30 protein-coding genes are annotated in these 22,169 nt (G+C 42.0%); 12 read left to right on the forward strand and 18 right to left on the reverse strand.

The features are described from left to right. Nucleotides 1–25: 25 nt before the first annotated feature. From MHH41_RS13650 to MHH41_RS13675, 6 genes are read right to left on the reverse strand one after another with little or no spacing between them, the layout of a single operon-like run. Nucleotides 26–268: a DUF2584 domain-containing protein gene (locus MHH41_RS13650; RefSeq protein ID WP_003217584.1), complete on the reverse strand. Its 243-nt coding sequence runs from the start codon at nucleotides 266–268 to the stop codon at nucleotides 26–28. Between the two features lie 39 nt (nucleotides 269–307). Continuing rightward, the gene (locus MHH41_RS13655; RefSeq protein ID WP_253622313.1) at nucleotides 308–1,102 is read right to left on the reverse strand and encodes an alpha/beta hydrolase family protein; all 795 of its coding nucleotides are present in this window, start codon (nucleotides 1,100–1,102) and stop codon (nucleotides 308–310) included. Between the two features lie 26 nt (nucleotides 1,103–1,128). After that, complete coding sequence (locus MHH41_RS13660; protein WP_340866456.1) at nucleotides 1,129–2,610, reverse strand: phytoene desaturase family protein; 1,482 nt, start codon at nucleotides 2,608–2,610, stop codon at nucleotides 1,129–1,131. Continuing rightward, entirely contained in the window at nucleotides 2,607–3,734 is a 1,128-nt protein-coding gene (locus MHH41_RS13665; protein WP_340866457.1) for a glycosyltransferase, read from the reverse strand. The genes MHH41_RS13660 and MHH41_RS13665 overlap by 4 nt, the downstream gene beginning before the upstream one ends. Beyond that, nucleotides 3,719–4,465: a lysophospholipid acyltransferase family protein gene (locus tag MHH41_RS13670; protein ID WP_212046430.1), complete on the reverse strand. Its 747-nt coding sequence runs from the start codon at nucleotides 4,463–4,465 to the stop codon at nucleotides 3,719–3,721. Before MHH41_RS13670 ends, MHH41_RS13665 begins: the two co-directional genes overlap by 16 nt. Beyond that, entirely contained in the window at nucleotides 4,434–5,162 is a 729-nt protein-coding gene (locus tag MHH41_RS13675; protein WP_251190195.1) for a carotenoid biosynthesis protein, read from the reverse strand. Before MHH41_RS13675 ends, MHH41_RS13670 begins: the two co-directional genes overlap by 32 nt. 173 nt (nucleotides 5,163–5,335) lie before the next feature. Here MHH41_RS13675 and MHH41_RS13680 point away from each other — a divergent pair, with 173 nt between their 5' ends. From MHH41_RS13680 to MHH41_RS13690, 3 genes are read left to right on the forward strand one after another with little or no spacing between them, the layout of a single operon-like run. After that, a complete protein-coding gene (locus MHH41_RS13680) occupies nucleotides 5,336–6,337 on the forward strand; it encodes an ABC transporter substrate-binding protein (RefSeq protein WP_003217688.1) in 1,002 nt (333 codons plus the stop codon). Nucleotides 6,338–6,352: 15 nt separating this feature from the next. Then, on the forward strand, nucleotides 6,353–7,123 hold the full coding sequence (locus MHH41_RS13685) for an ABC transporter ATP-binding protein (RefSeq protein ID WP_044142147.1): 771 nt from the start codon (nucleotides 6,353–6,355) through the stop codon (nucleotides 7,121–7,123). A 34-nt stretch (nucleotides 7,124–7,157) separates the two neighbouring features. After that, a complete protein-coding gene (locus MHH41_RS13690; RefSeq protein ID WP_445661621.1) occupies nucleotides 7,158–7,904 on the forward strand; it encodes an ABC transporter permease in 747 nt (248 codons plus the stop codon). Nucleotides 7,905–7,934: 30 nt separating this feature from the next. Here MHH41_RS13690 and ytkD read toward each other — a convergent pair whose 3' ends face one another. Further along, a complete protein-coding gene (gene ytkD, locus MHH41_RS13695) occupies nucleotides 7,935–8,411 on the reverse strand; it encodes an RNA deprotection pyrophosphohydrolase (RefSeq protein WP_034665337.1) in 477 nt (158 codons plus the stop codon). A 248-nt stretch (nucleotides 8,412–8,659) separates the two neighbouring features. Between ytkD and MHH41_RS13700 the strand changes: the two genes are divergently transcribed. Both MHH41_RS13700 and MHH41_RS13705 read left to right on the forward strand, forming a co-directional pair. Further along, nucleotides 8,660–9,313, forward strand: a complete 654-nt coding sequence (locus tag MHH41_RS13700) for a TerD family protein (RefSeq protein ID WP_003217746.1) — start codon at nucleotides 8,660–8,662, stop codon at nucleotides 9,311–9,313. A gap of 22 nt (nucleotides 9,314–9,335) precedes the next feature. Next, complete coding sequence (locus tag MHH41_RS13705) at nucleotides 9,336–10,127, forward strand: AIM24 family protein (protein ID WP_003217675.1); 792 nt, start codon at nucleotides 9,336–9,338, stop codon at nucleotides 10,125–10,127. A gap of 29 nt (nucleotides 10,128–10,156) precedes the next feature. On the opposite strand, the gene MHH41_RS13710 is transcribed toward MHH41_RS13705, so the two are convergent. The 4 genes from MHH41_RS13710 to MHH41_RS13725 all read right to left on the reverse strand — a co-directional run bounded on the left by MHH41_RS13710 (nucleotide 10,157) and on the right by MHH41_RS13725 (nucleotide 11,822). Further along, the gene (locus tag MHH41_RS13710) at nucleotides 10,157–10,465 is read right to left on the reverse strand and encodes a hypothetical protein (protein WP_003217683.1); all 309 of its coding nucleotides are present in this window, start codon (nucleotides 10,463–10,465) and stop codon (nucleotides 10,157–10,159) included. A gap of 43 nt (nucleotides 10,466–10,508) precedes the next feature. Then, nucleotides 10,509–10,913, reverse strand: a complete 405-nt coding sequence (locus MHH41_RS13715) for a phage holin family protein (protein WP_003217754.1) — start codon at nucleotides 10,911–10,913, stop codon at nucleotides 10,509–10,511. 154 nt (nucleotides 10,914–11,067) lie between these two features. Then, complete coding sequence (locus MHH41_RS13720) at nucleotides 11,068–11,259, reverse strand: hypothetical protein (RefSeq protein WP_003217712.1); 192 nt, start codon at nucleotides 11,257–11,259, stop codon at nucleotides 11,068–11,070. 125 nt (nucleotides 11,260–11,384) lie between these two features. Continuing rightward, nucleotides 11,385–11,822 carry a Dps family protein gene (locus tag MHH41_RS13725; protein WP_003217576.1) on the reverse strand — a complete coding sequence of 146 codons (438 nt, stop codon included), beginning with the start codon at nucleotides 11,820–11,822 and terminating at the stop codon, nucleotides 11,385–11,387. A gap of 131 nt (nucleotides 11,823–11,953) precedes the next feature. Here MHH41_RS13725 and ytzI point away from each other — a divergent pair, with 131 nt between their 5' ends. Beyond that, the gene (ytzI, locus tag MHH41_RS13730) at nucleotides 11,954–12,100 is read left to right on the forward strand and encodes a YtzI protein (RefSeq protein WP_003217544.1); all 147 of its coding nucleotides are present in this window, start codon (nucleotides 11,954–11,956) and stop codon (nucleotides 12,098–12,100) included. An 8-nt stretch (nucleotides 12,101–12,108) separates the two neighbouring features. Here the strand turns inward: ytzI and MHH41_RS13735 are convergent, their stop codons facing one another. Both MHH41_RS13735 and MHH41_RS13740 read right to left on the reverse strand, forming a co-directional pair. Then, nucleotides 12,109–12,543, reverse strand: a complete 435-nt coding sequence (locus tag MHH41_RS13735; RefSeq protein WP_044142137.1) for a FixH family protein — start codon at nucleotides 12,541–12,543, stop codon at nucleotides 12,109–12,111. Nucleotides 12,544–12,657: 114 nt separating this feature from the next. Further along, nucleotides 12,658–13,131: an S-ribosylhomocysteine lyase gene (locus MHH41_RS13740; RefSeq protein ID WP_003217624.1), complete on the reverse strand. Its 474-nt coding sequence runs from the start codon at nucleotides 13,129–13,131 to the stop codon at nucleotides 12,658–12,660. Nucleotides 13,132–13,257: 126 nt separating this feature from the next. On the opposite strand from MHH41_RS13740, the gene yidD reads away from it, so the two are divergent. After that, entirely contained in the window at nucleotides 13,258–13,482 is a 225-nt protein-coding gene (gene yidD, locus MHH41_RS13745; protein WP_003217666.1) for a membrane protein insertion efficiency factor YidD, read from the forward strand. Nucleotide 13,483: 1 nt separating this feature from the next. Here the strand turns inward: yidD and MHH41_RS13750 are convergent, their stop codons facing one another. Then, complete coding sequence (locus tag MHH41_RS13750) at nucleotides 13,484–14,050, reverse strand: beta-class carbonic anhydrase (RefSeq protein ID WP_050943492.1); 567 nt, start codon at nucleotides 14,048–14,050, stop codon at nucleotides 13,484–13,486. Nucleotides 14,051–14,264: 214 nt separating this feature from the next. On the opposite strand from MHH41_RS13750, the gene MHH41_RS13755 reads away from it, so the two are divergent. Further along, nucleotides 14,265–15,254, forward strand: coding sequence for a metal ABC transporter solute-binding protein, Zn/Mn family (locus tag MHH41_RS13755; protein ID WP_310426627.1), 990 nt, complete (start codon nucleotides 14,265–14,267; stop codon nucleotides 15,252–15,254). A gap of 76 nt (nucleotides 15,255–15,330) precedes the next feature. Here MHH41_RS13755 and MHH41_RS13760 read toward each other — a convergent pair whose 3' ends face one another. Further along, nucleotides 15,331–15,573, reverse strand: coding sequence for a type B 50S ribosomal protein L31 (locus MHH41_RS13760; protein ID WP_003217579.1), 243 nt, complete (start codon nucleotides 15,571–15,573; stop codon nucleotides 15,331–15,333). 176 nt (nucleotides 15,574–15,749) lie between these two features. On the opposite strand from MHH41_RS13760, the gene MHH41_RS13765 reads away from it, so the two are divergent. The 4 genes from MHH41_RS13765 (at nucleotide 15,750) to MHH41_RS13780 (ending at nucleotide 18,593) form a co-directional block, all read left to right on the forward strand. Beyond that, nucleotides 15,750–17,081 carry a cytochrome ubiquinol oxidase subunit I gene (locus MHH41_RS13765; protein WP_003217550.1) on the forward strand — a complete coding sequence of 444 codons (1,332 nt, stop codon included), beginning with the start codon at nucleotides 15,750–15,752 and terminating at the stop codon, nucleotides 17,079–17,081. A gap of 21 nt (nucleotides 17,082–17,102) precedes the next feature. Further along, the gene (locus MHH41_RS13770) at nucleotides 17,103–18,149 is read left to right on the forward strand and encodes a cytochrome d ubiquinol oxidase subunit II (RefSeq protein WP_170966031.1); all 1,047 of its coding nucleotides are present in this window, start codon (nucleotides 17,103–17,105) and stop codon (nucleotides 18,147–18,149) included. A 68-nt stretch (nucleotides 18,150–18,217) separates the two neighbouring features. Continuing rightward, on the forward strand, nucleotides 18,218–18,376 hold the full coding sequence (locus tag MHH41_RS13775) for a DUF1540 domain-containing protein (protein ID WP_008360682.1): 159 nt from the start codon (nucleotides 18,218–18,220) through the stop codon (nucleotides 18,374–18,376). 25 nt (nucleotides 18,377–18,401) lie between these two features. Then, nucleotides 18,402–18,593, forward strand: a complete 192-nt coding sequence (locus MHH41_RS13780; RefSeq protein WP_050943488.1) for a hypothetical protein — start codon at nucleotides 18,402–18,404, stop codon at nucleotides 18,591–18,593. Between the two features lie 106 nt (nucleotides 18,594–18,699). Here MHH41_RS13780 and menC read toward each other — a convergent pair whose 3' ends face one another. From menC to menB, 3 genes are all read right to left on the reverse strand, one after another. Next, nucleotides 18,700–19,824, reverse strand: coding sequence for an o-succinylbenzoate synthase (gene menC / locus MHH41_RS13785; RefSeq protein WP_050943486.1), 1,125 nt, complete (start codon nucleotides 19,822–19,824; stop codon nucleotides 18,700–18,702). Then, on the reverse strand, nucleotides 19,811–21,271 hold the full coding sequence (locus MHH41_RS13790) for an o-succinylbenzoate--CoA ligase (protein WP_340866459.1): 1,461 nt from the start codon (nucleotides 21,269–21,271) through the stop codon (nucleotides 19,811–19,813). The genes menC and MHH41_RS13790 overlap by 14 nt, the downstream gene beginning before the upstream one ends. Before the next feature lie 71 nt (nucleotides 21,272–21,342). Next, the gene (gene menB, locus MHH41_RS13795; protein WP_003217719.1) at nucleotides 21,343–22,161 is read right to left on the reverse strand and encodes a 1,4-dihydroxy-2-naphthoyl-CoA synthase; all 819 of its coding nucleotides are present in this window, start codon (nucleotides 22,159–22,161) and stop codon (nucleotides 21,343–21,345) included. Between the last annotated feature and the right edge of the window lie 8 nt (nucleotides 22,162–22,169).

Consider the following 22,169-nt stretch of genomic DNA (forward strand, 5'->3'; position numbering starts at 1 on the left):
GGAATCATTCCCTCAGCTTTTTTTGTTAGTTTGTTGAATGTAATGAGACGAGACGGTAAGTGACCTTTGTCACATTGTCTGTAAGCTCTAGCTTTTCAACGTGTGCTGTCCCTGTTTTTTCTCCGTCTTTCGTTTTACGCACCTCAAGCGGAATATTTAATGGATAAATGCGGTACCCTTCCTTCATGAGCTCAAATACATTCTCTTCAATTCTTGTCTCTTTTCCCTTCGTGACAATCATTGTATTAAATTCAACAGGCATTCCCATATTGAAAATCCCCCTACTTTCTAAAATTCGTTATACTGCTTATTTTACCACATTTCCGCTTTTCCGGCTGTGCATCCACGTCGTCAGCCTTCTGACAATTTCCCGATTATGCTGCGGCGGAAAATAATGGTTGTATCCATGGAAATACCAAGTCTCCACTGACTTTCCGTGCTGGCGCAGCGCATCTTCTAATAAATACGCATGCTCAATGGATACATTCTGATCCTCTTCTCCGTGGATGATGAGAACAGGCGCTTCAATTTTGTCTACATCATTTAAAGGCGTTCTATCCTCATAGGCCTCTGGCACTTTGTGCGGGGGACCGCCAATCACACGTTTCATCATCCTTCTCATATCCACACGCTCTTCATAGGTGAGCTTCATATCACTGACGCCTCCCCATGTCACAAAGGAAGCGGCCTCCTGTTTCATTTCAACAGCGGTCCAAATGCCCATAATGCCTCCGCGCGAAAAACCAAAGATATGAATACTCTCCTGCTTCACCTTTTTATGATGCTTTAACAACTGAAAGGCAGCAAAAGCATCTTTCCGGTCCTCTCCGGCAAAGTCTTCGTTCCCTTCGCCTCCCTGATTTCCTCGGTAAAAGGGCGCAAATACAACAAATCCCTGCGCGGCAAATTGCACAATCCGGCCTGGTCTGACCATTCCCACATTTTTTATGCCGCCTCTTAAATACAAAAAGCCGTCATAGAGACCTTCTCCGGCCGGTTCTGCGAGCAGCCCTTTGATCCGAAGTCCATCTGCCTCATAGGTCACTGTAAATAAGTGAATATGCGGATGGGGGGACGGAAACCTTCTTTTTTCCACAATCACTTGATTTCTCTCCTTTTCATCTGTTCTTACGTCAAATGCTTGATGATCGCTTCTGCAACGAGCTGACCTGATTTAGTCACCATCGGCGTGCCGCCGCCTGGATGACTCGTTCCTCCAACAAACCATAGCCCTTCAATGTCCTTTGACTGATTATTGATGCGGAAGAACGCCTGCTTGAACGAGTTGGAAGACATACCATAAATGGCTCCATGATATGCGCCCGTTTTCTGCTGCAGATCAAGCGGAGTTTGAACCGCTTCATATTCGGCCACCTTATCCAGATCAAAGAGACCCTTTTCCTTTAATTTTGTTTTCATATGCTGCGGGTATGTCTCCTTTAGCATGTCCCAATCGTGCTCATTTGTCACATAAGGCGCATTCGCCAGTACAAACAAGTTGCTTCTTCCCGGTCCTCCGCTTAAAGCTGGTTCTGAATGACCTGAATAACAGATGTAAAGCGTTGGATCCTGAGGCAGTTGTTTTTTCTGAAAAATATCCTTGAATTCTTGCTCATAATTCTCTGGGAAAAACACATTGTGATGGGACAGCTGTTCATAGACTTTAGGTACACCTAATAAGAGAACAAAGCCAGATAGTGACGGTTCAATGACAGTAAGCTTTTGATTTAAAAAGCTTGGGCGGTCTTTTTCATCAATCAGATGGCGGTAGACAGTCAGCGCGTCCGCTCCGGAAATGACTTGATCTGCTTCATACATCTGGTGAGCCGTTTCTACTCCTTTGATTCGCCGGTCCTTCACATGAATCTTGTTGACTTGTTCATTCAGGTGAATCTGTACGCCTAATTCCTTTGCCAAAGTCTCAAATGCTTCAACTAAACGATATGTACCGCCCTTTATGCCATATACCCCTTTCTCCCCTTCTAAATACGCCATCATATTAAAAATAGCCGGAGCCTGATAGGGAGAAGAGCCGATGTAAGTAGCATACCGTCCAAACATCGCCAATGTATGCGGATGATGGAAATATTGACGCAGCAAGCGTTGAACGGTTGTAAACGGTTTGACAGAGAGAAGGGCTTTCACGAGCTTTACATCCGCCTTATCCTTCCACGTCAATAACAAGCGATTTAAAAACTGATCCTCAGCCTTTTGAAAAAGCATCTTTGATTCCTTTAAAAATGCACGGTATTGCTTCGCATCTTCAGGACTGAATGCTGCAATTTGTGATTCCATCTGCTCAATATTCGGCGTAAATTCGACCGTATGTCCATCTGAAAAAACATTTTTGGTCAGAGGAGAAATCGGATAAAATGTGACGTAATCCTCCATCCGTCTATGACAGGAAACAAACACTTCCTCAAAGTATGACTTCATTGTAATGGTACTCGGTCCTAGATCAAAAGAGTAGCCAGCCCCCTGATGACGCTGCAATTTCCCGCCTAAAGCCGCTTCTTTTTCTAATATGGTGACCTGAACTCCGCGTGACTGTAAGCGGATCGCTGCTGATAATCCGCCAAGACCGCCGCCGATGATGATCACTTTTTTCATTCGTACCTTCTCCCTTTCCATTCATACCCTTCTTTTTTCAGCCCGATTTTCATAGAAGCAAGGCCAATGGCGATCAGACTTAAAATGCTGATCGGTAATAAAAAGGCCATTGCAGATGTTCTTCCGTTCTCAATATCAATTGCAGCTTTGATCGACACACCCAGTCCGTAGCAAAGAATGGCTAAGCATATACTGAGCACATTCAGCTGCAGCAAAGCCAGCATCAAGCAAATGACAGGAGCCAAATAAAGCAGGGTGTATAAACAAAAGACACTGCTTAACAAAGCAATGCTTCGATTGACACCTGGAAACAAATTTTTCCTGTAACCTTCCCATACCTCTTGTCCACTCTCATACATTCTCATATACACAAATGGATGAATGTTTGCTAGTGTGAACGGAAAGCCTTGTTCCTTCACCCGTTTAGCCAATGCCATATCATCCACTAGCGAATCCTTAATCGCTTCATGCCCGCCTATGTCGTGATAGCAATTCTTTTCAATGGCAATAAAGCCTCCATGCGCGGCGGCAAAAGCCGGATTCTTTGATTTTCTGACCCACTTCACAGGTAGATGACAGCCAATGGTAAACATCATCATGGGAACGACAAGATGCTCAAAGAAAGTGCCTGTTTTTTGCTCTGGGAAGCCTGACAGCATGCCCGTTTTTTGCGCGCATAACTGCTCGTACACAGCTTCAAATGCTCCCCGTTTCAACCGGACATCCGCATCTAAAAAAAGCAGCCAATCAGAAGCAGCCACCTCAGCGAGCTGAGAACAGGCGTATGATTTTCCTAGCCAGCCTGGCTTTAACGGCCGGCCTGACTGCACACGAATCCATGGATATGTTTGTGAGAAGCGCTCCACAATCGCTCTTGTCTGATCGGTCGAATGATCATCAAGTACAATCACCTCTTTCGGATAAAGACGCTGATTAACGATCGACTGAAGACAGGCTTCTATCCGTTTCTCCTCATTTCTAGCCGGAATCAGTATCGATAACGAAATGGGTTCATCTGATGAAAAGGAAGCGGGCTTTAACACGGGAAACTGCTTCATGTTCCATATGGTGAATAGAAACTGGCAAAGCAGCAGCACACTGATTACGGTTAAGAAGAGCGCCATGTTCTCACCCACTTTTTAAAAGAATCAAACGCATCACTTGTTGACTGACTTGTCCTTGTGATCTGTTTAAATTCTTCGTTTATTGAAAAATCAGGATCCGCAATGACCTGTGCTTGATGCCTGTTTAACTGCGTTTCAAGCAGATCGCCAAGCATACGCGTCATATCCTTGCTTCGCAGGGAGCTTCCAGATACGATGGCATCATCACCGAACACAACAGAAACTATCGGCTTTTGATATTGATTAAATGTATACTGCAAGGTTACAGGCTTCACCACGACTTGCTCAAATTGCCTCACTAAAAAAGAAGCCCCGCCTTCCAGTTCAAGCGGTCTCACGTCCTGATGCATAATTTTCCCCTGTGGAAAAAGCCATACCGCTCCGCCGTCCTGCATGTTCTCTTTTGCTATCATTAAAGCTTGTTTCACGCTTCTCAGGTTCTCTTTATGAACCGGAAACGCCCCAAGCTTACGGAAAAAAGCATATTGCTTCAGCTGCTTCTCTTCCATCATCATGTAGTGATCAAGTTCAGACGCCTTTTCTGTTAAAAGAAAAATGATCAGTCCATCCCACCATGAGCTATGATTGGCGAGATAAAGAACAGGCAGGTTTTCCTTCGGGTCCACCGAGCCTTTCATCATCACACAGCGGAAATGCTTATGGAGCAAATATCGCTCTAGATAAAGTGAAAATAGACGTCTAAACGATCGGCTTTTGTCGCTTTCTTTCAAATCGAACCCTTCCTTCACACAAAATGACAATGATCAGTGCTAAATAAAAAATGACATCGAGTCCGCCCTTTAATGCCAAAAGACCAAAAAAGAACACCATCGCCTGATAAATACGACTCGTCCAGCTGAGTGCCTTTTGATCAATTGAGACAAGCGGGAAAAGAAATGAAAGTCCTGCTCCAATCATACCCCAGCTCACAAAATTCTCAAAAGGAATACCATAAAACCCACCGCCGTCATACCACACCCAAAACTTCCGCTCAGCTGCTACTGGATCTAATATGAGGTCAAGCAACACAATCCATATCCCCGTTTCGACGGCTCGTCTCCACTTTGACTGCTGATTGGATAAAAAAAGGCTGTTTAAAAACACGCCAACCCAAGCAAATGCAATGGTTAACGGCACCCCCGCCACTAGAAAACCTAGCGTCGGATAATAGTCATAGGCCCCAAATGGGAACCCCGTTGTGATCCCTACCCACTCCACCGTAAATGTAAGCACCCCGACAATGACTGCCCTTTTGATGACAAACCCCCAGGAGCCATAAATCTGTCGCCCAATCTCTATGACGCAGCAAGCATACAGCACAAGAAAGATTCCGTTTGCAAACTGAAGCCATGCTGGCACTTCAAAAAAGACCATTAAGATCAGACCTACTAAATACCATCCAATAAATACCCAACTCAATCTATACACGAAACCGCTCCTTTATTTCTGCCAAATTCAAGAAAGCCTTCATGCCTCTAGTATAGAAAAAAAGACGCGTTCTATAAATAAACAATGCGCTTCTTATTTTCATCTAGGCACTCACCAAAAATCCCTTTTCACATACTTTAATAGTGATCTAGAACAAAGGAGGCGAATTACTCTTGAATCGTTCCATCAAAGTCAGACTGGCATTCATCGTCGTCGTCCTGCTCTTTATTCCATTTGTCGCCTGTAAAAAAGAACAGGAGCAGACCGTACAAGTAGCCGAGGTGACCCATTCGGTCTTTTATGCTCCGCTATATGTCGCCTTATCAGAGGATTTCTTCAAAGAAGAAGGCCTGGAGGTTGAACTAAAAACCACTTGGGGCGGCGATAAAACGATGACAGCTCTCTTATCAGGCGGTGCTGATATCGCACTGACCGGGTCTGAATCCTCTATCTATGTAGAGGCTCAAGACACAAAGGATTCTGTCATAAACTTTGCACAGCTGACGCAAACAGACGGCACATTTCTTGTTTCAAGGGAGAAAGTAAACCAATTCTCTTGGGATCAATTAAAAGGTAAAGATTTCTTAGGACAGCGGAAAGGCGGCATGCCGCAAATGGTCGGTGAATATGTCTTGAAAAAAGAAGGCATTGATGTAAAAAAGGATCTTCGTATGATTCAAAATATTGATTTTGCCAACATTTCAGGTGCGTTCTCCTCTGGAACTGGCGATTTTGTACAGTTATTCGAACCGACCGCTTCCTTACTCGAAAAAGAAGGTAAAGGGTACATTACCGCCTCCTTTGGAGAAGCTTCTGGCAAGGTGCCATATACCACCTTCATGGCAAAGAAGAGTTACTTAGAGGAAAACAAAGAGACCGCTGAAGCGTTCACCCGAGCCATTTACAAAGCGCAGAAATGGGTAGAAGCCAAGCAGCCTGAGGAGATTGCAAAGGCCATTCAAGCTCATTTTCCTGATACAGACCTTGATGTCTTATCAACTGCCATCAAACGCTACAAACAGCAAGATTCCTATGCAACAGATCCCCTTCTAAATGAAGAAGAATGGAACAAATTGCAGGAAATCATGAAGGAGAGCGGTGAATTGCCGGAATTTATTCCGTACAAACAACTTGTCGATTCATCCATTGCAAAGAAGGTCACAGATCACAAATAGAATAGGAGGTAGCACATGTCTTTCCTTCAAATTGACCATGTGACCCATACGTACTTCTCTTTAAAAGAAAAAACAACAGCTATACAGCACATCAATATGGAGATAGACCAAGGTGAATTCATCTCATTTATTGGTCCCAGCGGCTGCGGAAAAACCACCTTGCTGTCTATCATCGCAGGAATTACGCCGCCCTCTGAAGGTCGAATTTTAATCGAAGGAAAAGAACCAAATCAACAGGAGCATCAAATCGGCTATATGCTCCAGCAAGATTATTTGTTTCCTTGGAAGACCATCAAGGAAAATGTCATTCTCGGGTTAAAAATTGCGAAACAAGATTCGCATGAGGCCACCTCAGCTGCCCTTGATTTACTGCCAAAGCTTGGACTGCCTGAAGTCGAGGAAAAATATCCGAAGGAGCTGTCTGGCGGAATGAGGCAGCGTGCGGCTCTCGCCCGAACGCTTGCAGTTGATCCCGGTCTGCTTTTACTAGATGAGCCATTTTCAGCGCTAGACTACCAAACAAAACTCACATTAGAAGATCTCGTCTTTCACACATTAAAAGACTATCAAAAAACAGCAGTCCTTGTGACACATGACATCGGTGAAGCCATTGCGATGAGTGACCGCATTTTCTTATTCTCAAAGCACCCAGGCTCTATCCAGCGAATCTTTACCGTTCCAGACGACATAAGGGCTCTCTCTCCATTTGAAGCGAGACAGACCCCGCATTTCCAAGAGCTCTTTCAAACGATTTGGAAGGAGCTGAAAACAGTTGAAACACAGTGACCTTTTACATGAAGCCTATCGCAAAAAATACCGAATGGAAAAACGGATCACACGTATCTATCAGCTCATCATATTCGCCAGCTTCTTTTCGCTTTGGGAGCTTGCCAGTCATTTAAGGTTCATTGATCCGCTTATTTTCAGTTCACCCTCTGCGGTCTGCCAATTGTTTGTGCAAAAAATTCAAGATGGTTCTCTAATGAATCATATGAGTATTACATTATTTGAAACGGTGCTCGGTTTTCTACTTGGTACCTTTTGCGGCATTTTGCTCGCTGCCGCCTTATGGTGGTCCACCCGATTAGCAAACGTTCTTGATCCTTATTTAGTCATTTTAAATGCCATGCCGAAAGTTGCCCTCGCCCCCATTTTAATTGTTGCCCTTGGACCTGGTATGATCAGCATCGTCGCCATGGGTGCGATCATTAGTGTGATCATTACGACGATCGTCATTTACACTGCCTTTCAAGAGGTCGATGAGAATTATTTAAAGGTGATGAAAACCTTTGGCGCGAAAAAAAGCGTCGTCTTTCGTGAGGTCATTTTGCCAGCTAGTATTCCAACGATGATTTCTGCCATCAAAGTGAATGTTGGTCTTTCTTGGGTTGGGGTCATTGTAGGGGAATTTCTTGTATCCTCAAAAGGGCTCGGCTACATGATCATTTACGGCTTTCAAGTCTTCAACTTTACACTCGTGTTCTTAAGTCTTTTCATTATTGCTGTGTTTGCGACCATCATGTACCAGCTTGTGGAATGGCTCGAACGCCGTTTTCTCCAAAAATAAAAAGCACAGGGAGATCTCCCTGCGCTTTTTTTAACGAATCAAACCGTTCTTTTCTAAATAAGCAAGACTTTGTCTTAACACATCATCTTTCATAATAAAACTGAAATTCTTATTTTTTGCGATGGATCTTGGCAAGTCTGCGAAAAGAACAGGTCCTTTCGTTTCAAAATACGTGTCTTGCTTCACTAGCCTTTCAATATCAGCGAAATAAATATTTTTTACGATGACCTTTTCTCTGCCTAGCACCTGATACTGACCAATATACGTTAATTCACGAACAACAGCACCCGTCTCTTCTTGAATCTCACGTATAGCGGCTTGGTCTGCTTCTTCATTTGGCTCAACTTTCCCTCCTGGAAACTCATAGCCCCGATCCTCATGTTCAGTGAGCAGCCATTTCCCCTGGTAACGGCAGATAGCCCAAACATGCTTTGGATGACTTGAAAAAGGCTTCTCTTCAAAGGAGAGCTTGACCGTATTATGATAATAGTCTTTAAATACATGCATGTGAAATCCCTCATATCCTGTCCTTGCTTCTTGTAAAACATCATACCACAGATCACATTTCTCTGAAGAATTTTTATCAAAAGTGAAACAAACGAGTGGTTTCATTTCGTCTGTATTTAAAATGAGGTCTTGTTGCTAAAACCTTTTTATCATCCCCAACTTCACCCTATTTTAATCATGAAACCTTTTATCCCTTGATGACGTAAATCAATTAGTGTTTGTCCTATTACGACAAGGAGGAAAACAGCATGAGGATAACAAATGGGTCAAAACAAGAAAAAGATCAATCGCTTACGCCCAGTAAAATTGAAAAAGATGACGCCCCTCATGAGGTGATCAAGAAACACCTCATCAAAGGGCAAAAGCTAGATTTAACTAAAGACAATCCAAATATCGACCAAATTCAAATCGGGCTTGGCTGGGATTTGGCTGGCCAGCCAATTGATTTAGATACGCAAGTGTTTCTCTTAAATGAAGAGGACAAACTGTTGTCTCCAAGCCATCTGATCTATTATCATCAGCAGCAGAGCTTAGACGGAGCTGTTCGCCATCTTGGTGATCATCAAGTTGGCGGCGGATATCGAGACAATGAAATGATCATTATGCAATTAAGCAGAGTCTCTCCTGATATTCATAAAATCGTTGTAACAGCCACGATACATGATGCACACGAGCACAAGCATCATTTTGGACAAGTGACGAACGCTTATGTGCATCTGACTGATCAAATATCACAACAAGAGATTTGTACCTTTCAATTAACAGAAGATTATTCGTATTGTACCTCCATCATTTGCGCCCAACTCATAAGAGATGAGGAAGAATGGAAAATTATCGCCACCGGGCAAGGAACTACGCTAGATTTAAATGATTTATGCCGCATCTATGGATTCACATCTTGACGCAGGAAAGGAGCCGGCACCAATGGGATTTCAATTCAACACAATAGAAGAACTCACTTTACAAGCAGAAGGCAGCGGAATCTTTTTTGCGAAAAAAGGCGCAATGATTGCCGATCAAGGTACGTTTCAATACCGCAAACGACTACTCGGTACGAACAAAGGAAATATGGTCAGTCAAGTATTTAACCATATCAGCAGAAAATTGACAGGTGAAAACCTTGAGGTGATGGAAGTAAGTGGACAAGGTACTTGTTATTTGGCTGATTCCAGCGAGCACGTGACAGTGATTAACCTTGAGCCGAGCGGTCCTTGGCAGCATGTAAGTGTAGAAAGTGAGGATTTACTTGCCTTTACTGAGGAATGTCATTACGGCGTGACACCAGTAGGCGTAGGGATTTTATCACAGAAAGGACTGTTTACATCAAAGCTCTCCTATCAAGGCCACGGGGCGCAGGTCGCCATTAAAACAAATGGAAACCCGCTCATTTTAAAAGCCCCTTGCCGTGTAGACCCTGACGCCATCGTCGCTTGGACAGGTAAAGCACCGAAGGTCAAATTAGATGTGAACTGGAAGACCCTCATCGGACAAACATCTGGTGAATCCTACTTATTTGAGTTCCAAGAACAAGACCAAATTGTCATTATCCAGCCATCTGAGCGTACATCCGGCTTACGGGTTGGTTTAGATGATAACCGTTATAAGCCTCAGAGCCAGAACTCCTCCCATGAATTCACTAATTCACAGACATCTCAGCAAGAGAATAGAGGCGGGCTTAGTGATCTGATCGGAGGCATCTTACAACCGCGAAAATAAAAGCATGTAGAAAATCTCTACATGCTTTTTCAATTCATTAATCCATTTGTTTCAATAAAGTTCTTTGTCTCTTCATTCCCGAGCTCGAAAATCATTGAGTATATCTCTTTTCTTTTTCGATCCATTTCATCATTCGGACTGTCATAATGATATTCAAGATACGGAACATGCGCTCGAAAGAAGCCTTTCCAATCTGTCATATACTGTTCATCGAAATAGTCTCTCAGCTGCAAAATTTGATCATCGTCTGCTTCTATTTGAAATTGCCAAGCCGCCGCATCTCTATGCTGAGATATCGACCCATCCTGTACGGATACATAATATGTGTGTCTCGTCATCTGATTCATCCTTTTTCCTTTAGTATGACCAGATATGAAGAAATTACGGCTTTTTGCGCAATTTATTTTTTAACATGTCCAACACATCAATAAACAACTGTGGAATGGGAATTCCGAGGGCATTGGCTGTCGAGACGATTTGGTAAGATTCATAAATAATATAGAAGATGATCGCTAAATCCTTAATCATCCCATTTGTCTTCAGCATGACATCGAAGAAATGCGCCATGGATATTAAGGAGACCGTCACAATCTTTCGAACAAGCCGTGTAGAAAAACGTTTCATTGTGAGCTGTCCTGTCAAAGATTCTCTTAGGCTTGAACAAATTAATTCAATGGCCATGAGTGTTACTAATATCATCAGTAAATATCCTGCTCCACCAAACAGAAAGCCCATCGCTGACAAACTGACTGTAAACAACGAAAAGATGCCTAAATCTTTGCTCACTTGGCATCAACATCCTTTCAGAGTGGAACTCCTTACCTCAATAGTATATGTCAGATCTTCGCAATAGCTTGGACGACAAAAAATAAAGGCGTCGCCTTTTAAACCAGAGAGTGCTGACAAGAAAAAAAGCCACCTTGTGCGGCGGCTTCCATCTTTAGACTCTCACATCAATAAAGCGAGCGTCTGAATCCTTTGGTTGAACAGCTTGAGGCTGCTGCTGAACTTGATCCAGCATGACCATGGCTTGTGCTGTATTCGTAGCAAGCTGTGAATTCAACAAACTAATATTAAGTGTTTTTTGAATGCTCGCGACTTGCTGACTCATCATTCCTGCAATAGAAGACATCTTCTCCCCTCCCTTCTCTTTTCTCTTCGGCTGAAAGCCCTATGATTTCAATGGGCTGTCTGTCCCGATTCCAACAAAAAAGGAATGTCGATCTCTTCATGATCGACATTCCTTCCACATACGTATTATCCTAAAAATGCTTTAAGCATCCAGTTGTGTTTCTCAATAGATTGATGAATCGCAAGCAGCATATCACCTGTTGTTTCATCGCCAACTTCTCCAGCCAGCTCCATTCCTTGCTTTAATTCCTCAGCGATATTTGAGAAATCATCATATAGATTTTTCACCATTTGCTCCGCTGATTCATTACCTTCAGCTTCTTGAATGCTAGAAATTTCTAAGCATTCTTTCATTGTCGCAACAGGCTGTCCATTTAACGCAAGCATACGCTCAGCCAAATCATCAATGTACGTCGCTGTTTCTGTATAAAGTTCCTCAAATTTCTCATGGAGTGTAAAGAAGTCTTTTCCCTTTACGTACCAGTGATAGTTATGTAATTTTACGTAAAGCACAGTCCAATCAGCTACTTGTTTATTAACGACGTTTAATAATTTTTCAGACATGTTTATTCCTCCTTATGTAATTGCGTTTAGTATGAGAATACCCTTTTCCTATTATACTGAAACCTGCCATGAATTTCTTCTATTTTGACTGCATGAAATATATGTTAATATGGAAATAAGGAGGGAGTTAGATGCTGCTACTTGGGATTATCAGCTTTATCATTATCTCAATCGTTGTCTTTTTATCACTATGGACAACATCGAAGGCTTATGAATATAAGCATAAAGTCGATTCACCACAGGATGCTGAACCAAACCAACGTCCTAACCCGAAATAAAATGACACTTAATGATGTGAGGTTTCTTCTTCAGTAGATGAACTCTCTTTTTTCACATCACCTACATGGATATTTGTCTTTGGCATATTATGCTGCTGTTTAGCTGTCACATGGACTTGTATGATATAAAGGCCATCTTTTTTAAAGGCTGTATGCAATTCATATACACCTTTGTTCTCTTTCTTTGGCTGAATCATCTTGCTGTTATCCTTATCGCCATCTTTCCACACTTCAAATTGAACTTCGTCTGCATCATCAACAGGCGTATCACCATATGTGACAGCTGCTTTTACTATAACGCTTTCATTTTTCTCCACTTGTTCAGGTCCTGTAAGCTTCACTTCTAATAGCTCAGGTACCTCCCCTTTGCCACTATTTGCTGCAGAGTTCCCACATGCACTTAGTAACAAGAGCATCAATATCATTCCCAACATTTTTCGCATCCCGAGTTCCCCCTTCTTTTACTGACATGTCCATTTTAACAAATATCCCCTATTTTGACATCTCATGATCGAATACAAAAAAACCGGACATCATCATGTCCGGTTTATGATCGATTAACCAAATACTTTTAGAAGCTCTTCTTGATCTTGAGAAAGCCAGAAACGCATCAAACGTTTTGCCCCTTCAAGGTCATGAAGCTTCGCTTGACCGCATTGCTCTTCGTTTGCAGCAGGAATCTCTGTTACCTCAACTGCATCCTTGAATGTTGCATCAAGAAGTTCAACGATTTCTTTTGGAGTTGGTGCACCACTGACCACTAAATAGTAGCCTGTCTGGCAGCCCATTGGAGAAATATCAATGATATCAAAATGGTCGTATTTCTCTGAGTGTGTTCTAATGTTAAACGCAAGTAAATGCTCTAATGTATGAATCGTATCAGGTTTCATTGCTTGTTTGTTTGGCTGACAAAAACGAATATCAAATTTATTGACTTCTCCATCTGATCCCACTTTATGAACGCCACAATGACGAACGTATGGCGCTTTTACAGCATTATGATCAAGTTCAAAGCTTTCAACTGAAGGCATAATCACCACTCCTATAATTGCAATTTCCTATATTATAACATATTTCTCCGACCAGTTTAGTTTATAAAACTTTCCTTCCTTGTCCTTTTTTCTTATACTGTGGAAGACAGACAAGGAGGAACTTCTATGAAACAAATTTTTATCGGTATCATACGCTTTTATCAAAAATGTATTTCCCCTCTTACACCGCCTAGCTGCCGGTTTTACCCAACATGCTCAAACTACGGGCTAGAAGCGATCAAAACGCATGGCGCTTTAAAAGGCGGCTGGCTCACCATCAAACGGATTTTAAAATGTCATCCGCTCCATCCTGGCGGCATCGATCCTGTCCCGCCGAAAAAGGAAAAATAAATTATTTTTCTTCATATCCGTTGACGACTACGTCAAGCTTGCCAGTTCCTGGATCAATGACAAGACCGTGCACAGGCACATTTGATGGGAGAAGCGGGTGATTTTTCACAACGGACACACTGTCCTTCACGCTCTCTTCAACCGAACTAAAGCTTTTGAGCCACTGTTTAAAATCGATTCCTGAGTATTCCAGTACTTCAATACGTTTTTCTGGGATACCACGCTCAATGGCTTTGTTTAAAAGTGTTTGGCTGTCTATTTTGCTCATACCGCAATCATGATGCCCAATGACATAAACCTCGTCAGCATTTAATTCATAAACAGCCACTAAAATGCTTCGCATAATACTTCCAAATGGATGAGACACAAGAGCACCAGCACTTTTAACGATCTTGATATCTCCATTTCTCATGTTCATTGCACGTGGAAGCAACTCGACAAGTCTTGTATCCATACATGACAGAATGACAGATTTTTTCTGTGGAAACTTCGTTGTTGTAAATTCTTCGTATTTCTTTTCTTCAATAAATTGTTGATTATATTCGATGATTTCTTCTAAAAGTTTCATACGTTGTCCATTCCTTTATCTTTTTTTAAAAATAAATATAGCACAATGTGAGAAATTTCGTCACGTTTTGCAGCGCATTTTTTTAAAAGGAAACATCTGCTGTTGAAAATTTTTTATTTTCCTCTTTTCAAATCGTAATTATTACGATACAATAACTCAGGACATTAAATCGTAATCATTTCTATCTAATAGATTGAGAGGAGACATTTTTCACATGAAAAAAATCTTTTATATGTTAACAGCTGCTTTATTTGCGATCGGTCTTGCCGCTTGCTCAAGCAGTGCGGGGACAAATGCTTCAAAAGGGAAAGCAGACGGAAAACTAACCGTTTACACCACAATTTTCCCGATTCAAGATTTCACTGAAAAAATTGGTGGTTCTCATGTTCATGCGCAAAGCGTGTACCCTGCCAATGCAGATGCACACAGCTTTGAACCAAGTTCAAAAACGATGGTTGAAATGGCTGAAGGAGACGCCTTCATCTACAGCGGCACAGGCGCTGAAGCATTCGCTGACAAAACCGCTTCTACGTTAAAAGACCAAGGCGTGAAAACAGTCAAAGCAGCCGAAGGCATCAAATTGTTATCGACAAAAGAAGAGCATTCACATGAAGAAGGCGAAGACCATGATCACGATCATGAAGGGGAAGATCATGACCATGATGGACACGATCACGGAGATAAAGATCCTCATGCATGGTTAGACCCTGTTTATGCACAGCAAATGGCAAAAAACATTAAAGATACACTCGTTTCATTAGATCCAGATCATAAAGACGAATACACAAAAAACTATGAAAAACTAAAAAAGGATTTGCAATCGCTAGATCAAGAGTTCAACACAACGTTATCTAAAGCAAAACATAAAGAAATCCTTGTTTCCCACGCAGCCTACGGTTATTGGGAAAAACGCTACGGCATTGAACAAATCAGTGTATTAGGGTTATCCGCTTCTGAAGAGCCTTCACAAAAGCAGCTCGAAAGCATTGTACAAAAAGCTGAAAAGCATCACATTCAATTTGTGATTTTTGAAAACAACGTCAGCAGCAAAGTCTCAGATACGATCCGCAGTGAAATTGGGGCAAAAAGCCTCACACTTAAAAATCTAGAATCTATTACTGAAGATGATGCCAAAAATGGCGAAAGCTACGTCAGCTTAATGAAACAAAATCTAAAGACCTTAAAAACCGCTTTAAATGATTAATTGTTAAAACCCCGGGTGATTATCCGGGGTTTTTTGCTGTAAAAAAAGCACACCATTGTAGGGTGTGCTTTTTATATTACATTTGATACTTTTTCTTAAACAACTCGGCTCTTCCGCCTTTTTCTCCGAACTTTTGGCGTCCTGTATAAAAAGGATGCGTATCAGAGCTTGTTTCTACTTTAATGACAGGATACGTTTTCCCATCTTCCCATTCTACTGTCTCATTGGATGACTTTGTCGATTTACTCAAAAAGCGGTAACCGCTGTTTACGTCCATAAATACAACTTCATGTGAGGTTGGATGAATATCTCTTTTCAATGTCAAAACTCCTTTCGTTATCAAAACGTAATTATTACGTTTTATATTTATATTCTACTCCCTCTCTTACAACTTGTCAAAAATCAAGCTTTCTTAGTCAGGAAGAATAATCTAAAAATGGTGGAGAATAATAACATCATGAAAAAGAGAAGCGATAAGAAAGGCGGAGAAAAAAATTGACTGATCTCGTTTTAGCTAGAAGCCTGTTCGGCACAACCATGGGCTTTCACATTATTTATGCCTCGCTTGGTGTCGGCATCCCGCTAATGATTTTGTTAGCTGAACTCATCTTCCAAAAAACGAAGGACCCTCACTATGCTGTCATGGCGAAACGGTGGACGAAAGCGCAGGCTGTCTTGTTAGGTGTCGCCATTCCAACAGGCACGATTGCTGGTACCCAGCTCGCTCTTCTATGGCCAGGTTTTATGGAGGTCATCGGAAAGGTCATGTCACTGCCATTTCAGATTGAAATTTATGCGTTCTTTATTGAAGCATTATTTATGTCTATTTATGTGTACGCAGCGGATCGCCTATCACCTGCTATGCGCATCATTACCGTTATTTTTGTCGTGATTGGTGCAGCCGCTTCAGCGATTCTGATCACAAACGTACATGCGTTTGAAGGTACTCCTGCTGGCTTTCAAATGGTCAATGGAGAAATTACGAATATCGAGCCCTGGAAGGCCTTTTTCAATCCAAGCTTTGTCGTAACTGCGACACATGTCGTGCTGTCTGCTTTTACAACAGGTGCTTTTGTGATTGCATCAGTGGCAGCTTTTAAAATGCTTAAAACAAGAAAGAATGAGAAACTCTATACGTTTCATCGAAAAGCCCTTTTTCTTGGACTTATTGTAGGCGGCCTCTTCTCATTTCTTACGGCCATAAATGGTCATGAGTCTGCTCAGCTTCTGTATGAATATCAGCCAGAAAAATTAGCTGGTGCTGAAGGTTTATTTGAAACACAATCACATGCGCCGCTCGCAATAGGTGGTTTTACTGATGCTGATTCAAAGGAAATTAAAGGAGCAATTGAAATCCCTTGGGCGCTTAGCTTTCTGGCAGGAAATAGCTTTGATACGGTGGTCAAAGGCTTAAATGATTTCCCTCGTGACGAGTGGCCGCCTTTATTTATTCACACGTTATTTAACGGCATGGTCATTATTGGCTCAGTTCTCATTTTGTTTGCGGTGTTAGCACTGCTTTACCGTAAAATTTTAAAACGCGAGCATTATCCGAAGTGGCTCCTTTTTCTTTACTTATTCGGCGGGCCCCTTAGTCTTTTGGCCATTGAGTTCGGCTGGATCTTTGCATGTACAGGCCGTCAGCCATGGGTCATTTATCGAATGCTCAAAACCTCAGAGGTCGTCACATCATCAGGCTCGATCGGTACGCTCTTTATCCTTTTTGCCATTGTCTATCTCATCTTAGGCATAGCAACTGTGATTGTGCTGACGTACTACTTTAGAAAACATTCGATTGAAGAAGACCTACGGTTAACAGAATCTTAAAAAGGAGCGATCAAGATGCAAATGGATGTGACAACTGATGCACTCATTGCAATCACCATCTTATGGGGGTTCGTTTTTATCTATGCAGTGATGGCATCAATGGATTTCGGCGCAGGATTTTGGTCCATGATTTATATGAATAAAGAACAAACAAAGGCCGCTAATATCGCAAATAAGTACCTTTCTCCAACATGGGAAGTAACTAACGTATTCATTGTGGCAATTGTTGTCGCATTGTTTAGTATGTTTCCAGGTGCGACCTTTGTCCTTGGTACTGTTTTATTAATACCCGGCAGCATTATATTATTGCTTCTTGCACTGCGAAGCGGGTTTCTCGTGTTTTCTCATTCTCTTCCTAAAAAATACAGAAAAGCAGTGACTTACATTTCAGGGATTAGCGGCTTTATCATTCCATCGATCCTGATCATGGTTCTTCCGATTACTCATGGTGGATTTATCTTTGAGGAGAACAACAACTACTCATTAGATCTTGGACTGGTCTTTACGAGTGCAAATGTCTATTCTTTTGTCGGCTTTGCCATTTTCAGCACCCTTTTTCTTTCGTCATTGCTTTTAGCTGATTTCTCGAATGTGGCTGATGAAGATGAAGCTTACAGCATTTATAGAAGAGGAGCGCTCATTACGGGTCCGCTTTCACTCATGATGGCCTTTTTCATCATGCTGACATTAAGAAGCGAGGCAAATTGGCTGTTCACAAAAATGATGCAGAACATCCCTATTCTTCTTGTATCACTCCTGATGTTTTTGCTAGCAGGGCTGGCTCTATTTTTACCAAATAGTCGGTTTAAGCATAGAAAAGGCCGGCCTCGTTTAGCTGTCATTGCGATTACCATTCAATATTTTTTAGCAAGCTATGTGTACGGACGTGCCCATTTGCCTTATATGGCCTATCCGGATATTACAATCATGTCTGGATTTACAGACCCTGTGACATTTAGAGCATTATTTATCACGTATATTGTAGGTTTTATCATCTTATTCCCTGGGTTCTATTTCTTCTGGAAATTGTTTATGAAGGATAAGCGCTATATTCGCCAGGAAGATTAACGTGAATGGATGAGGTTCATTTCGGTTACATTATAGAAGAAAGACATACTCAAAAGGAGGTCATCTGTATGAGTCAAAAAATCCTTTGTGAAGTCAATAACTGTTCCTATTGGAATGCTGGAAACCGCTGTGGGGCAGATGCAATCTATGTCGTCAGCCACACAGGAAATACGGCTGAAAAAAGTGAAGAAACGGATTGTAAAACGTTTAAACCACAAGATCTTTAAGTCTCATTTAAGGAGGCGCTTCGCATTGAAACACGATCGGCTGCTTCAAACGTTTTTTTATGAAATTCACGACGCGGACGAAGCCGCATTTTATCAGGCTGCTCACTCCTTTTTAAACCTTTGGGATTATGAATATGGCCATGCAGCAGACATGCCTAGTGAAATGAATCACTATATTGGACAGCTTGCTTATGACAGCGAACTGGTAGAAGAGTAAGAAAGAGCGGATCACCGCTCTTTCTTTTTTGTTGAGACAGGAAGGAAAAACTTTCTCTCACTATATATAGATTTTATTGGATGTGCAAAAGGTGAATACCTTATTTTCACATCACAAAATCATGTTTTGTAAAGACGTCAATTTTATCTGAAAAGGAACGAAGCGCTTGATAATCCACTTCTACGCCCATTCCTGGGGAACGAGGCACCTCAATAAAACCATTTTCAACCTTGATTTCAGGATAAATGATATCCTGCTCCCAATATTTTGACGAAGCAGAAATATCACCTGGAATTGTAAATTGCGGAAGCGAAGCAAGTGCCACGTTCTGTGCGCGAGAAATGCCTGTTTCAATCATTCCTCCGCACCATAACGGAATTTGATGCTCCTTACTGAATGTATGGATTTTGAGGGCTTCTGTCAGCCCTCCAACTCGTGAAGGCTTCACATTAATAATTTGACAGCTGCCAAGCTCTACAGCTTTTCTAGCATCATCTAAGGAACAAATACTTTCATCCAAACATATCGGTGTTTTTAAATGCTTTTGCAAATGGCGATGATCGACGATATCATCTGCAGCTAATGGCTGTTCAATCATTAATAAACGAATGTCATCGAGCTGTTTGAGCTTGCTAATATCCTTTAATTCATAAGCAGAGTTTGCATCCGCCATTAGTGGAAGGTGAGGGAAAGACTCTCTAATTTTTTTAAGGAGTCCGATATCCTGCCCCGGCTTAATTTTCACCTTCACCCGCTGATAACCTTGGTCCACAAATTGCTGTATTTGCTTCAGCATGTCATCAATGGGTCCTAACCCCGCCACAACACCAGAAGGTATTCTATCCTTGGTGCCGCCTAATACATCTCGTAACGACTTATTCTCACGCTTCGCATAAATATCCCAAACAGCCGCTTCAATTCCCGCTTTCGCCATCCTATTACCTTTAAATTGGTACAGGCTGTCTGGTATTTCTGAAGGGTGTGTAAAGGTGCGTGTCAGCACATTTGGTATAAAAAAAGCTCTCAGCATATGGTAACAAGTCTCAATGGTTTCTTCTGTATACCAAGGAGAAGAAAAGGCTGACACCTCTCCCCATCCAGTCAATCCCGTTTGATCTTTTACCTCGACAATAATAAACTCACGCTCTGAGATGGTCCCAAGACTTGTGGTAAATGGCTGCTTGAGCTTCATCGTGACATGATATAAAATCACTCGTTCAATTTGAATCATCTAAAAACCCCTTTGACTTGAGTCTGTGCCTCTGCAATTTATTTGACGCATTTCTTGGCAGCTGGTCCACAAAGTGAAAAGCGGCAGGCCATTTATATTTTGCTAGATGCGACTCACATAAAGCATAGAGCTCGTTCTCCGGTATTTTATGGTCTGTGACAAGAAAGGCAGCTGGTACCTCTCCCCATCTATCATCATACATACCCGTCACTCCGGCTTCCTTTACATGCGGATGTGTTAACAGGATCGCTTCAATTTCAGCAGGATAAATATTCTCACCGCCAGAAATAATTAAATCTGAACGGCGGTCAAGCACAAATAAAAATCCTTCCTCATCCACATAGCCGATATCACCCGTTTTCAGCCAGCCTTGATCAAAAGCAGCCGCGGTCGCCTCTTTACGGTAAAGGTACCCTTTCATGACATTTGCCCCTTTCACCATAATTTCGCCATGCTCAAAAGGACGACAAATGCGTGTACCATCTTGAATTTTCAGCTCACATCCAAAAAGGGGTTTTCCCGCTGATCCAAGCTTCTCTACACTAAATTCAGGCGCAAGGGTCACAATTTGTGAACAGGTTTCTGTCATGCCGTACGATTGAAACACAGGGAAGCCTTTCTCTTTGCTTTCTTGAAGCATCGCAAAAGGCGCAGGTCCTCCGCCTAATAACAGACAGCGCAAAGAAGACGGACATTCTTCCAGCCTGCTTAATAAACGGGATAACATCGTTTGAACAACAGATATCATCGTCACACGATGCTGTTCAATCGAACCCTTTACTTCATCGACATCAAACTTCTGATGAAGTACGACAGTCATCCCATAAATCACAGACTTAATTAAAGCGGATAACCCGCTAATATGAAAAAGAGGCAGTGCAATAAGCCAGCGGTCATCCTCTCTGAGGCCCATATTGAGTGCAGAGGAAACAGCACTATAAAAATGATTACCAAACGTTTGCTCGACCCCTTTTGGTTGTCCTGTTGTGCCAGACGTATACATGATCGTTGCTGTTTCATTCAAATCAAATTCGCTTTCGATTTTCTTTCCATTGTCGTGACCTGCTTCTGGTAAAGTCTCCATTGTATAAACGGGTAGATCACCCTTATGATCACTTGCATAAACAGGTTCAGTAAATAAAGCGGCTGCTTTTGCATCTTCAAGTTGATAGCGCCTTTCAGCTTTTGTTAACTTATTGTTCAATAGCACGATTTTGAATCCTAATGAAAAACAAGCATGAACAAGCATCACCATTTGAGGCTGGTTGTTCATCAAAAGCCCGACCGTTTCCCCTTTTTTTAATGATGCTTGTGCAAGTCTATTTGAAAGCTCATTGACTTCATCAGCTAAATCGCGAAATGTCCACTGTTTATCCTGATAAATGAGTGCGACTCTTTCTGGTGTTAAATAAGCACGGTGCAGCAGCCAATTCGGTTGCTTCATCATGACACCTCCTTTTTGTAAAAGAAAACAGCTTAGTCTGATGCACTAAGCTGTTTTTCATCGCTATGATTGAATCAAGGGAAACGCGGGAACTGACCGAAGTCCGGCTTGCGTTTTTCCTTAAAGGAATCGCGTCCTTCTTTTGCTTCATCTGTTGTGTAATAAAGAAGTGTCGCATCTCCTGCAAATTGTTGAATTCCAGCTAATCCATCCGTATCTGCATTAAATGCAGCCTTCAAGAATCGTAAAGCAGTCGGGCTCTTTTCTAGCATCTCCTCGCACCACTTCACTGTTTCCTCTTCAAGCTGCTCTAATGGTACAACAGTATTAACAAGTCCCATATCAAGCGCTTCTTGTGCATTGTATTGACGGCATAAGTACCAGATTTCTCTCGCTTTCTTATGACCAACAATACGTGCAAGGTAGCCTGAGCCATAACCAGCATCAAAGCTGCCTACTTTTGGACCAGTTTGTCCAAAAATCGCATTATCTGCTGCAATTGTCAGGTCACATACAATATGAAGAACGTGCCCGCCGCCGATTGCATAACCAGCAACCATCGCAACAACAGGTTTTGGAATCACACGAATTAAACGCTGTAAGTCGAGTACATTTAGACGCGGAATTTGATCGTCTCCTACATAACCGCCATGACCGCGTACTTTTTGATCTCCACCAGAACAGAATGCTTTGCCGCCAGCACCTGCAAGTACGATCACACCAACATTCGAATTATCACGAGCACGTGAAAATGCATCAATCAATTCACTCACAGTCTTTGGTGTAAACGCGTTATGTACATGTGGACGATTAATCGTGATCTTTGCAATCCCATTGCATGTTTCATATAAAATTTCGTCATATTGACGCTCAGTTTGCCATTCAATAGCCATCAATAGTT

This window comes from Bacillus sp. FSL K6-1145 (genome assembly GCF_038003425.1).
GTDB lineage: Bacteria > Bacillota > Bacilli > Bacillales > Bacillaceae > Bacillus > Bacillus pumilus.